Below are 12,320 nucleotides of genomic sequence, written 5' to 3' on the forward strand. Positions count from 1 at the left end.
GTGATTGTGACCGCATGCGGGCCCGCTCAGGGTGCCTGCCAGAGTTCGCCCTGGGGTTGCTGCCCGCCAGGACTCGTCAGGCCGAGATGTCGGTAGACTGCCGGCGTGGCGACGCGGCCGCGCGGCGTCCGTTGCAGGAAGCCCTGCTGGATCAGGAAGGGTTCGAGTACATCCTCGATCGTGTCACGCGCTTCGCCGATTGCCGCCGCCAGGTTGTCGACCCCCACCGGGCCGCCGGCGAACTTGTCGATGACCGCTGACAACAGCTTGCGGTCCATGACGTCGAGGCCGCCGTGGTCCACTTCGAGCATCAGCAGCGCCGCGTCCGCCACCGTGTGCGTGATGTGTCCCGCCGCCCGGACCTCGGCGAAGTCGCGTACCCGCCGCAACAAACGGTTGGCGATCCGTGGCGTGCCGCGTGAGCGCCGGGCGATTTCCAGCGCGCCGGCCGGGTCGGCGGGTACCTTCAGCAGTTGCGACGAGCGGGTGACGATCAGCTTCAGTTCGTCGGGGGTATAGAACTCCAGCCTGGCGACGATGCCGAAACGGTCGCGCAGCGGGTTGGTCAGCATGCCGGCGCGGGTGGTCGCGCCGACCAGCGTGAATGGCGGCAGGTCGAGCTTGACGGAGCGCGCCGCCGGGCCCTCGCCGATCATGATGTCGATCTGGAAGTCTTCCAGTGCCGGATAGAGGATCTCCTCGACAACCGGCGACAGGCGGTGAATCTCGTCGATGAAGAGTACGTCGCGCGGTTCGAGGTTGGTCAGGATGGCCGCCAAGTCACCGGCACGTTCAAGCACCGGGCCGGAGGTCGAGCGCAGGTTGACACCCATCTCGGCGGCGATGATGTGTGCCAGCGTCGTTTTGCCGAGGCCCGGCGGGCCGAAGAGGAGGACGTGATCGAGCGTGTCGCTGCGCTTCCTCGCGGCTTCGATGAAGATCGTCAGCTGTTCGCGAATCTTCGCCTGGCCGACGTAGTCGGCGAGGCGTCTCGGTCGCAGCGCCCGCTCGATGGCGTCTTCCTGGGGCGAGGTCGAGGCTGCCGACACCACCCGGGACAGCGGCGCCGCTGGGAAGTCGTCGGTCTCGATCATGGCGGCAATCCCTCATCCGCCGCGCCCGAGCGCGCATCGGCGTGCGCCAGCCATTCACGAATCAGGACCTGGCCAAGCGCCAGCAGGGTCGGACCGAGGAACAGTCCAATGAAGCCAAAGACCAGCACGCCACCAAAGACACCGACGACGATCAGCAGCAACGGCAGGCTCGAGCTGCGCGATATGAGGATGGGTTTGATGAAGTTGTCGACACCGCTGATCCCGAACATTCCCCACAATACCATGAACACTGCCCAGCCAGTCTGCCCCTCACTGTAGAGCCAGATGGCGGCACCCATCCAGATCAGGGTGCCGCCGATCACCGGCACCATCGACAGGAAGAACATGGCGACCGTCAGGATGAGCACGCCGGGAACGCCGGCGATTAGGAAACCGATCATCGCCACCACGGACTGCGCCGCGGCGGTGCCGACTATGCCGACCATGACGCCGGTGACGGTCCCCTCGACCAGGGCCAGCATGCGTTCGCCGAGGTCGCCGGCGAGCGTCCGGCTGCCGACATGCAGCGCGTCGGCGTAGAGGTGCGCATCGCGAAAGATAAAGAAGACGAAGAAGATGACCAGCAGCAGTTGCAGCAGGCCCTGCGCCAGCAGGGCCGCGGTCGCCAGGGCAAGGTTGCGGGTTGGCTCGACGAACTGGTGCAGGAGGTTGTTCATTTCCTCACGGCTGGCGACGAGCTTCTGCCAGTAGTCGGCGGCATCGCGCCCGACCAGGGGCAGCCTGGCGAGCCAGCCGGGCGGCTCCGCCGGCAGACCATCTTCCAGCAGCGGCTTGAGATAGCGGATGGCGAGCTCGATGCCGTCGGCAATCGAACCGGAGAGCAGCGCTACCGGTGCGACGAGGAGCAACAGGAGCAGGATGGAGACGAGCAGCGCCGCCAGGTTGCTGCGTCCGCGACAGAGGGTCAGCAAGCGGTTGCGAACCGGCCGCGTGACGACGCAGATGACGATGGCGAAAAGCAGGGTGCCGGTGAAGGGCAGCAGGACGGCGATGCAGCCTGTCAGCAGCAGGGCGACGAGGGCGATCTGCAGAAGTTGCTTGTGGCTCGGATTCATCGTCGATTCAGACCCTCGACAGCATCTTCAGCGCCTGCCGGATGCCATCCGAGGTCGTGATGCCGGGCGGCAACTGCCTCAGCGCCGTCGCCGCTTCGCGCTCATTGTAGCCCAGCGCCAGCAGCGCATTGAGGATGTCGTTGTGCGCGTCGACCACAGTGGCAGTGTTGCCTGGCAGCGCGTCGGCGAGCTTCCCTTTCAGTTCGAGCAGGAGACGCTCGGCGGTCTTGGTGCCGATGCCGGGGATCTTCGTGAGGCGGTCGACCTGTTGCTGCGCCACCACCGCCGCGAGTTCGCCCACCGAGAGGCCCGAGAGCACCGACAGCGCGAGGCGCGCTCCGACGCCCGAGATCTTGAGCAACTGGCGAAACGCAAAGCGCTCGCCTTCGCTGGCAAAACCGTAAAGAAAGTGCCCGTCCTCGCGCACGACGAAGTGGGTCAGCAGGCTCAGGCTGTCGCCGTTCGCCGGAAGGTTGTAGAACGTGCTCATCGGCACGTCGAGTTCGTAGCCGACGCCCTGCACGTCGAGCAGCACCTGCGGCGGATTCTTTTCCAGCAAGACGCCGGTCAGCCGGCCGATCATCGCGTGTTCCCCCTCATTTGCCGACGGCCTTCCTGAGGATCAGGCGGCCGCCGCGTACCTGCAGGCCATCGGTCCCCAGGCTTCCCAGTCCGTGTCCGCCGTGTGCGTGCGCGATCGCACACGCCAATGCATCGGCAGCATCGGCACCAGGGTTTGCCGGCAAGGATAACAGGTGGCGCACCATGTGTTGCACCTGTACCTTGTCCGCGTGACCGTTGCCGACCACCGCCTGCTTTACCTGCAACGCGGTGTACTCGGCGACATCCAGCCCGCTTGCGACGAGTGCGGTGATCGCTGCACCGCGCGCCTGCCCGAGCAGCAGGGTGGATTGCGGGTTGACATTGACGAAGACGATCTCGGTTGCCGCCTCATCCGGTCGATGCGTCGCCACCAGTTCGCACAGTCCGGCGTGAATCGTTCCCAGGCGGGCCGGCAGCGAATCTCCGACCGTCGTCCGGATGCAGCCGCTGGCAAGGTAGCGCAGCCGGTTGCCGACCTTCTCGATGACACCGAAGCCGGTGACGCGCAAACCGGGGTCAACGCCCAGGATCCGCAGCGCTGGTGACGCAGCGCCCCTCATCGCGCCGGCACGCGTGCCAGATGGACCCCGGCGACGGCCAGCACCATGCCGCCGACAGCCAGGCCGCCAAGGGTTTCGCCGAAAACCAGCCAGGCGATCAGGGCCGTACTTGGCGGCGTCAGGTAGAACAGACTGGCGACGTTTACGGCGCTGCCGCTGCGAATCAGCAGATTGAGCAGGCTGATGGCACCAAACGAAAGCACCAGCACCAGCCAGAGCAGGGCGAAAACAAACTCCGTCGTCCACTCGATGTGCATGCTTTCGGTCGACCAGGCGACGAGCGCCGTACAGATGGCGGTTGGCAGAAACTGGATGACCGATCCGCTGCGCAGGTCGAAGTGGGGGCAGAAACGTTTCTGGTACAGGGTGCCGAGAGTGATCCCGAGCAACGCCGTGATGGCTGGCAACAGCATGCCGGTCAGCGGCCGGTCGCCGAGTTTGTTCGCGACGACCAGAGCCACCCCGGCCAGACCTAGAACCAGCCCCAGCCACTGCCGCGGCGACACCCGTTCGCCGAGCAGAAAGCCGGCGCCGGCCGCCGTCAACAGCGGCTGCATGCCAACGACCAGTGCCGTGACACCAGCCGGCAGACCGTGCTTGATCGCCATGAACACGCCGCCGAGGTAGAGCGCGTGTACCAGGAGGCCGGACACGCCGATGTGCAGAACCTGGCGTCCGTCGCTTGGCCACGGCGCGCCCGTCGCCAGAGCGAGCGCGGTCATCAGCGCGAGCACGAGCAGATAGCGGACGAGGAGGAAGGTCAACGGTTCGGCGTAGGGCAGGCCGAACTTGGCGCCGATGAAACCGGTGCTCCAGAGGAAGACGAAAAGGAATGGCAGCATCGAGGATGGGGGGCGCATGGCATGGCCTGGTGGCAACTCGGCAGGAGTGTAGCAAGCATCGCCACCGCGGGGTGGCGACGCAGTCCGGTGAGAGCATCTGCGCGGCGGCTGCCGGGCACGCGCGGCGATTCGCCGTGGCGCAGCAGCGGTTGATGGCAACGATCCCCTGCCATGGCAGGCTCGAGGCAGTTCGTCAGCATCCCGCGTGCCGGTGTGCTCTGGCTGGCGGTAGACGGTTGTCGCCGCTGCCCAGCCCGGAGGGGGAACTCACGTCGGCAGCGGTTGGCGATAGCCGAGGGCCTGTTCGATCCTGCTCGCGGTGGCCTTGATCGGCCCCACCCAGTCCGGATCATGGCGCTCGCTCGGTGCCGAGACCGAAAGCCCTGCGGCAAGCTGCCCCTCGTCGTTGCGGATCGGAGCCGCGATGCAGCGCAGGCCGATCTCCGCCTCCTCATCGTCCGAGGCGAAGCCGTGCCGGCGTATCCAGTCGAGTTCCTTTTCCAGAGCATCAAGGCGGGTCAGTGAATGCGGCGTCTTTCCGGGCAGGCCGGTGCGCCGGGCATACGCGCGCACATCGGCCGGACTGTCGGCAGCGAGGAACAGTTTGCCGACCGAAGTCAGGTGCAGTGGCGCCCGTCCGCCGACGAGATAGACCACGCGCAACAACGAGCGACCGCTCGATGTCCTCTCGACATAGATGATCTCGTCCTCGTGCCGGACACCGAGATTGACAGCCTCGCCGATCGACTCGTGCAGTTGCTGCATGTAGGGCAGCGCCACCTGTCGGATGCTGATGCGCGACTTGACGATGTTGCCTAGCTCGAGGAACCGGATTCCGAGCGTGTAGGTGCCACTCTCGTGTCGCTCGACGAGGGCCGAACCGGTCATTGCTGCCAGGATGCGATGCGCCGTCGAGGGATGGAGGCCGGTGGTCTGCGCCAGTGCCTTCAGGCTCGCTGGTTCCGGCAGGCTCGCCAGTACTTCGAGCAGCGACATCATCCGCTCGATGACCTGGATTGAACCCTTGTCTGCCTGCTGTTCGGCCATTGCCTTCCTGTCAAAGCGTCGATCCTGGAGCGGGCGCGCCACCGTCGGTGCACCGCTCCTTGTGCAACGCAATATCTTACCACTGGCGGCAGCCGCGCGGCTCGTCGGCGGTGTTCCCCATCCACTGGCAGGGCGCAGCCAATGGCCTTCAGCGACGAGTCCAGGGAACGCTTGATACGCTTCTGACTGTCGGGTAAGGTGCGGTCATGAACCCATCGGATACCACCGCTGACCTCCTGCACAAGCTGGGCAAGGATCTGGTGCGCAAACGCGCGCTGCTGATCGATCGTTACCCGAATGCGCGCAACACGCTGCGGACGATGCTGTCGACGATCGGCGTCACGACCGTGCATGCCGCGGGCACCTCAGCGGAGGTCCTGCGGCAGGTCAGGGCCAACAGTTTCGACATCATTCTCTCCGACTACCAGCTCGAAGACGGACGTGACGGTCAACAGCTGCTGGACGAGTTGCGGCAACAGCACCTGGTGCGTCTGGCCACCGTCTTCATCATCGTCACCAGCGAGCGCACCTACCACAACGTCGTTTCGGTGGCTGAACTCGCTCCTGACGATTACCTGATCAAGCCTTTTACGGCTGACGACCTACGCGGACGGTTGCTGCGCGCCGTCGACAAGAAACAGTTTCTTGCCGCCGTTTTCGATCATCTGGACAACGGGGCCTACGCGCAGGCCCTGTTGGCCTGTGATCGTCTCCTGGGACAGGACAGCGGTTACCTCATGGACCTGCTGCGTTGCAAGGGAGAGATTCTGAACGTGCTCGGACGTTCTGCCGAAGCGCAGGCGGTATACCAGCAGGTGCTTGCGCAACGCGTGCTGCCTTGGGCGAGAATGGGCCTGGCCGTCGCCTGTCGCAATCAGCAGCAGTTTGCCGAGGCCGAGAGTCTGGGACATTCGCTGGTCGAGGATTTCCCGGAGTTCACCGCCGCCTATGATTTCCTCGCCGAGGTCCGCGAAGAAATGGGCAAGCTGGCGGAAGCCCAGTCGGTGTTGCTGCAGGCTGCAGCGAAGTCGCCGAACAACGCGGCGCGACAGCGGCTGGTGGGTGACCTGGCGGTGCGCAACAATGACTTGCAGACGGCGGAGAAAGCCTACGGCAAGGTGCTGGATCGTCGGCGTGGTTCTACCCTGAGCAATGTCGACGACTATACGAACCTCTCGCGGGTTCTGCTCGACAGGGGCCAGACCGACGGTGCGCACAAGATCACCGCACAACTGCGGCGCGATTGGCGGGGCAGCAAGCAGGGCGAACTGGCGGCACTGGTCATGGAGACTCTCTGCGCCAGCCAGGAAGGCAACGCGGTCAAGGCCCGCGAGATCGTTGAGCAGGCCCTCCAATTGGGCAAGTCGCTGCAGGAGGCTGGCAAAGGCTCGCTGCTGTCGCAGGCGCTGACTCTCGACTTGGCACAGGCATGCCTTGCCACCGGCAAGGACGAGGAGGCGCGGGAGATCTTCCGCCAAGTGGCTGCCGAAAATCATGAAGACCGCAGCATGATCGCCAAGGTGCAGAGCATCTACACCAAGGCGGGCAAGGAAGGGGACGGGCAGGCGCTGCTGGCTGAAGTCGGCAAGGCGATCGTCGAACTGAACAATCGCGGCGTTCTGGCCGCGCGCAATGGCGACGTCGAAGGTTCGGTGAAATTGCTGATCGAGGCTGCGGAACGGGTACCCAATCTGCAGTTCCTGGTCAACGCGACGAAGGCGATATTCACCCTTCTCGACCAGAAGGGCTGGGACGCCGATCTTGCGCGGCGTGGCCTGCGTTACCTGCAACTGGCGCAAGCGAAGGACATGCGCAACGTGCGGGTGATTTCGGCACGCGAACTTTACCAGCGTGTGGCGCGCAAGTACGGCGTAGCGCTGGTGCCCACAGCCGGTGCTTCCGCTGCCGGAGGGCGACCAGTGCGGTAGGCGAAGTACACTGCCGCCGACCGTCAGCAAGGCGCTTGCGGTCGTCGCAGCAGTTCGTCGAGAAAGGCGCGCGCCGGCAACGACAGGAGCTTCGAACGCCGGTGCATGATCAGCCATGGCTGGCGCAACGGAAATCCGCCGACGTCCAGGATGCACACTTCCTGTTGCCCCGGATCCGCGCTCAACGCCTGTCGCGAAAGGACCGCCAGCCCGGCGCCACTGGCTACCAGCTCGCGAATGGCCTCGTTGCTGCTGACGGTCAGTTTGATGTCCAGCTGGATTCCGGTCTTTGCCAGGTGGTTGTCGATTGTCCGTCGCGAACCCGAGCCCGTTTCGCGGAGGATGAAGCGCTCCCCACGAAGTTCGGCCAGATCGACGCGTCGCTGCACCGCCCAATGCCCGAGCGGCGCGATGACCACGAGTTCGTTGTCGATCAGGGGATGGCTTTCCACCTGCAGGTCTTCCGGCGGATAGAGAAGGACATAGAGGTCATCCTGATCGGCCCGCATGCGGGCGACGATGTGCTCGCGATCGGCGACCTCGAGCGCGACATGCACGTCCGGATGGCGACGACAGAAGTCACCCACCAGCCGCGGCAGGAAGTACTTTGCGGTCGTCACCAGTGCGACTCGCAGGCGGCCACGCTTGAGGCCCTTCAGATCGGCAATGGTTGCCTCGAAGTTCGTCCAGAGGTCATCCAGCGCGCGCGCCATCTGCAGCGTTTCCTCGCCGGCCTCGGTCAGTACGAGCGTGCGACCCACCTGCTCGAACAGCGGCAGACCGAGGGTCTCGGCGATCTGTCTCACCTGCAGTGATACCGCCGGCTGCGTCAGATGGAGTTCTTCGGCGGCCTTCGAAAAGCTCCGCTGGCGTGCGACGGCGACAAAGCTCTCGAGTTGGCGAAAAGTGATCCGGCGTCGCGACATGTATAAGTCAAGACAAATGACCTTGCCAATTATATCTTATTGGACTTTATGGATCCCAGAACCCATAGTTGCCCTGTCCGCGGCCTTGCTGCGGATGGACGTCGAACCTGCCAATCAAGGAGAAGCAAATGCGTCATTACACCACCGACAGCGCTGAAGCCATGTCACGAGTCGTTGCCCTCGCCCTGCTCGCCGATGGTGCGCTTGACAACCGGGAGATCGAGTCGCTTGCCAGGCATGGAATCTGTGACCGGCTGTGCATCTCCCCGGACACCCTCGATCGGGTGATCCACGAGTTCTGCAACGACCTGCTGCAGTGCGCGCGCGCGCCGAACGTCGGCCAGATCGAGCTCGACCGTGATCTGGTCGACCAACTGCTCGACGACATCCGTTCGCCGGACCTGCAGCAGCAGGCTCTGGGCGCGATCGTCGATATCACCAACGCCGACGGCTGTCTTACCGGCGCCGAGGCAATCGTCATCTCCGAAGCGATGAGTCTCTGGGGTCTGGAACTGCAGCGCGTGGCCCGAACGCAGGTGCGTCCCGCGCAGCAGTCGTCACCGCGGTTGCAGATCGATCAGACCTGGCTGTCCTGAAGTCGTGACGAACCGTCGGCCATGTGCGCGACGAGTCTGCCGAGCGGCAGCGAGCGCTCAATGCCTGCCGCCCAGCCCGAGATAGCTCTCGATGACCCGCGGATCGCTGGCCAGTGATCCGCTGGGCCCTTCCAGGGAGATCGTGCCGGTTTCCAGAACATATGCGTAATCAGCCACCTGCAACGCGGCGCGGGCGTTCTGCTCGACCAGCAGCATGGCGACCCCGATGCTCTTGAGATGGGCGATGGTGCGAAAGATCTCCCTGGTGACGATCGGTGCCAGGCCGAGGCTTGGTTCGTCGAGCAACAGCAGCCGCGGTTTGGCCATCAGCGCGCGGCCCATCGCGAGCATCTGCCGCTCGCCGCCCGAGAGGGTGCCTGCCACCTGTTCGCGCCGTTCCATCAGTCGCGGGAAGATATCGAAGACGTGGTCGATCGTTTCCAGTTCATCGCGATGGCCGGCACGGTAGCGATCGAACGCCCCCAGCAGGAGGTTGTCAGCGACGCTCATTTCCGCGAACAGTTCGCGCTTTTCCGGCACCAGGGTCATTCCCTGCCGCACCAGTTGTTCGACACTGCGCCCGGCACTCTGCACTTCGCCAAGGTAGACCAGATCACCACGTAGCGGCAGCAGACCGATCAGCGCCGACAGCAGTGTGGTCTTGCCGGCGCCGTTGGGGCCGATGACGGTCACGATCTCGCCCCGATGCACCCGCAGCGACAGGCCGTGCAACGCTTCGACCTTGCCATAGCGGACGGACAGGTCGCGCACCTCGAGCACGACGCTGCGTTCTTCGGTCGCCGGAGGTACACTCATTCGACCCCCCCGAGGTAGGCTTCGACCACCGCCGGGTTGCGCTGGATCTCTTCCGGCAAGCCTGCTGCCAGCTTGCGGCCGAACTCCATGACCACCACCCGGTCGGCCAGACCCATGACGAATTCCATGTCGTGCTCGACCAGCAGGATGCCCATCCCTTCCGCGCGCAGTCGTCGCAGCAATTCAGCAAGAGCCTGTTTCTCGGTGTAGCGCAGACCGGCCGCCGGTTCGTCGAGAAGCAACAGACAAGGGTCGGCAGCCAGCGCCCGGGCAATCTCGACCAGCCGCTGCCGGCCGAGAGGCAGGTTTCCGGCAGGCTCGTACATCTGGTCGCGCAGACCACAGCGCTCGATCTGCATTGCCGCCTCGTGCAGCAGACGCGCATCCTCGTCGCGGTCGGTACGGCAGGCTGCGGCAACGAAACCCTTGCGCCCACGCAGATGGGCCCCGATGGCGACATTCTCGATGACGCTCATCGCGGGCAGCAGACGCACATGCTGAAAGGTGCGGCTCATTCCCAGGCGGGCAATCCGGCGTGCCGGCAGCGACTCGACACGCTGGCCACGAAAGCTGACGCGACCCGAGCTCAGCGGGTCGACGCCGGAGATGCCGTTGAACATCGTGCTCTTGCCGGCGCCGTTGGGACCGATAAGGGCCATGATCTCACCGGCGCGAACCCGGAAACTCACGCGGTCATTGGCCACCAGGCCGCCAAAGCACTTGCTCGCATCGGTGACCTCGAGGAGTACGGAGCCAGGCTCGGGAAGCGGCCGTTTCGCCAGGTGCGGCACGCCTTCAGCGCGCGCGCGCCGCACCTCCTGCGGCCAGAAGCGTTGCAGCATCGGCCACACACCGTCGCGCGCCCGGTGCAGGACGACGATCATCAGCAGACCGAAAACGATCATCTCGAAGTTGCCGCTTTCGCCCAGCAGGCGGGGCAGCCAGTCCTGCAGCCATTGCTTGAGGACGGTGATCAGACCGGCGCCGAGAATCGCTCCCCAGACGTGCGAGACGCCGCCAACGACGGCCATGAACAGGTACTCGATCCCCTGCGTGAGAGAAAAAGGGGTGGGGTTCACGAAGCGCTGCAGGTGGGCATACAGCCATCCCGAGATGGAGGCATAGAGGGCGGCGACAGCGAAGACGACGATCTTTGAACGGGGTGTGTTGACGCCCATGGCCTCGGCCATCACCGAGCCGCCCTTGAGTGCACGTATTGCCCTGCCCTCGCGTGAGTCGAGCAGGTTGCGCGTGGCCAGGATCAGCCCGAGCAGGATGGCCCAGATCAGGTAGAAGAAGTCGCGGCCGGACCTGAGTTCGACGTCGAGAATGTGCAGCGGCGGCACGCCGGAAATGCCGGTGTGACCGCCGAGCGCCTCCAGGTTGCCGAACAGGTAGTACAGGCTGATGCCCCAGGCGATGGTGCCCAGGGGCAGGAAGTGGCCGGACAGTCGCAGGGTCACGAGTCCCAGAGACAGGGCGACGATCGCCGTCACCAGCAGGCCGGCAGGCAGCGTCAGCCAGGGCGAAACACCGTGCGCCGTCGTCAGGTAGGCGGATGTATAGGCGCCGAGGCCGGCAAAGGCCGCCTGTCCGAAGGACGTGAGGCCGCCGACGCCGGTCAGCATCACCAGCCCGAGGGTGACGATGGCGTAAAGGCCGATGTAGTTCAGCAGCGTGACATGGAACTCGGGCAACAGGGCAGGTGCCGCCAGCAGGGCGAGGACGAAAATGAGGAGGAGGATCGTCGAGTGCAGGCTGCGTTTCATGCCTCCTCCACATGGCGCGTCTTGAGTGACCGCCAGAGCAGCACGGGGATGATCAGCGTGAAGACGATCACCTCCTTGAACGCGCTCGCCCAGAATGATGAGTATGCTTCGAGGAAGCCGACCAGGACCGCGCCCGCCGCCGCCAACGGGTAACTCGCAAGCCCGCCGATGATCGCGCCGACGAAGCCCTTGAGGCCGATCAGGAAACCCGAATCGTAGTAGATCGTGGTGATCGGAGAAATCAGCACGCCGGAGAAGGCGCCGATGGCTCCGGCGAGGGTGAACGAAAGCAGTCCCGCGAGATCCCCCGAGATGCCCATCAGGCGGGCACCCGTCCGGTTCATCGCCGTCGCCCGCAGGGCCTTGCCGTACAGCGTCCGTTCAAAGAAGAAATAGAGCGCGGCGATCAGCAGGATGCTGGCAACGATGACGAGAACCGTCTGGCCATGCAGCACGGCATCGCCGACTTCGAAACTGACATCGGTGAAGGGCGGGGTCCGCGAGCCCTCGGCGCCGAAGAACACGAGCCCCAGGCCGGTCAGGGTTACATGCACCGCAACCGAAACGATCAGCAATGCCAGCACCGATGCCTCGGCGATCGGCTGGTAAGCCAGGCGGTACAGCATCGGTGCGAGCGGGACCACCAGCATCAAGGTCAGCAGCACCTGCACCAGCAACGGTAGCCCAGCCGGCGAGACCGCCACCAGGCTGGCGGCCAGGAGCAGCGGCGCGCCACAATTGAGCAGCAGGATCAGCGGCAAGCGGCGGAAGCGGTGCGCACGGACTGCCGTCGCGCCTTCGACGAGGGCAATCGCGGTCCCCATCGCGAGCAGCAGCCACACCGTTCCCGGCAGTCTTCCCGCCTGCAGGCTGGCCAGCGTCAGTGCGCCGAAGGCGACGAACTCGCCCTGCGGGATGAAGATCACCCGCGTCACCGCGAAAACGAGAACCAGCGCCAGCGCCAGCAGGGCGTATATGGCGCCGTTGGTGACGCCATCCTGGCCCAGCAGCAATGCAATCTGCAAATCCATCAACACCATCCAGTCACGGCGTCTGCCGCTGA

Annotated in this window: 12 protein-coding genes; 2 read left to right on the forward strand and 10 right to left on the reverse strand. The window is 64.9% G+C overall.

Annotation, left to right across the window (positions count from 1 at the left end; genetic code table 11):
* Positions 1–26: 26 nt before the first annotated feature.
* The 6 genes from ruvB to HT579_02935 all read right to left on the reverse strand — a co-directional run bounded on the left by ruvB (position 27) and on the right by HT579_02935 (position 5,222).
* Positions 27–1,094 (reverse strand): Holliday junction branch migration DNA helicase RuvB, encoded by a 1,068-nt coding sequence (gene ruvB / locus HT579_02910; protein ID QKS27992.1) that lies wholly within the window; start codon positions 1,092–1,094, stop codon positions 27–29.
* A complete protein-coding gene (locus tag HT579_02915; protein QKS27993.1) occupies positions 1,091–2,170 on the reverse strand; it encodes an AI-2E family transporter in 1,080 nt (359 codons plus the stop codon). Before HT579_02915 ends, ruvB begins: the two co-directional genes overlap by 4 nt.
* A 7-nt stretch (positions 2,171–2,177) precedes the next feature.
* Positions 2,178–2,753, reverse strand: a complete 576-nt coding sequence (gene ruvA, locus HT579_02920) for a Holliday junction branch migration protein RuvA (GenBank protein QKS27994.1) — start codon at positions 2,751–2,753, stop codon at positions 2,178–2,180.
* A gap of 13 nt (positions 2,754–2,766) precedes the next feature.
* Entirely contained in the window at positions 2,767–3,333 is a 567-nt protein-coding gene (ruvC, locus tag HT579_02925; GenBank protein QKS27995.1) for a crossover junction endodeoxyribonuclease RuvC, read from the reverse strand.
* On the reverse strand, positions 3,330–4,193 hold the full coding sequence (locus HT579_02930; protein QKS27996.1) for a DMT family transporter: 864 nt from the start codon (positions 4,191–4,193) through the stop codon (positions 3,330–3,332). The genes ruvC and HT579_02930 overlap by 4 nt, the downstream gene beginning before the upstream one ends.
* A 249-nt stretch (positions 4,194–4,442) precedes the next feature.
* Positions 4,443–5,222 (reverse strand): IclR family transcriptional regulator, encoded by a 780-nt coding sequence (locus HT579_02935; protein ID QKS27997.1) that lies wholly within the window; start codon positions 5,220–5,222, stop codon positions 4,443–4,445.
* A 206-nt stretch (positions 5,223–5,428) separates the two neighbouring features.
* On the opposite strand from HT579_02935, the gene HT579_02940 reads away from it, so the two are divergent.
* A complete protein-coding gene (locus HT579_02940) occupies positions 5,429–7,150 on the forward strand; it encodes a response regulator (protein QKS27998.1) in 1,722 nt (573 codons plus the stop codon).
* Between the two features lie 23 nt (positions 7,151–7,173).
* Here the strand turns inward: HT579_02940 and HT579_02945 are convergent, their stop codons facing one another.
* The gene (locus HT579_02945) at positions 7,174–8,076 is read right to left on the reverse strand and encodes a LysR family transcriptional regulator (GenBank protein QKS27999.1); all 903 of its coding nucleotides are present in this window, start codon (positions 8,074–8,076) and stop codon (positions 7,174–7,176) included.
* 128 nt (positions 8,077–8,204) lie between these two features.
* On the opposite strand from HT579_02945, the gene HT579_02950 reads away from it, so the two are divergent.
* Positions 8,205–8,672 (forward strand): hypothetical protein, encoded by a 468-nt coding sequence (locus HT579_02950; GenBank protein QKS28000.1) that lies wholly within the window; start codon positions 8,205–8,207, stop codon positions 8,670–8,672.
* A 57-nt stretch (positions 8,673–8,729) separates the two neighbouring features.
* On the opposite strand, the gene HT579_02955 is transcribed toward HT579_02950, so the two are convergent.
* From HT579_02955 to HT579_02965, 3 genes are read right to left on the reverse strand one after another with little or no spacing between them, the layout of a single operon-like run.
* Entirely contained in the window at positions 8,730–9,488 is a 759-nt protein-coding gene (locus HT579_02955; protein QKS28001.1) for an ABC transporter ATP-binding protein, read from the reverse strand.
* Positions 9,485–11,257, reverse strand: a complete 1,773-nt coding sequence (locus HT579_02960) for a branched-chain amino acid ABC transporter ATP-binding protein/permease (GenBank protein ID QKS28002.1) — start codon at positions 11,255–11,257, stop codon at positions 9,485–9,487. The genes HT579_02955 and HT579_02960 overlap by 4 nt, the downstream gene beginning before the upstream one ends.
* Positions 11,254–12,288 carry a branched-chain amino acid ABC transporter permease gene (locus HT579_02965; protein ID QKS28003.1) on the reverse strand — a complete coding sequence of 345 codons (1,035 nt, stop codon included), beginning with the start codon at positions 12,286–12,288 and terminating at the stop codon, positions 11,254–11,256. Before HT579_02965 ends, HT579_02960 begins: the two co-directional genes overlap by 4 nt.
* Positions 12,289–12,320 lie beyond the last annotated feature (32 nt).

Source organism: Candidatus Accumulibacter similis (assembly GCA_013347225.1).
GTDB lineage: Bacteria > Pseudomonadota > Gammaproteobacteria > Burkholderiales > Rhodocyclaceae > Accumulibacter > Accumulibacter similis.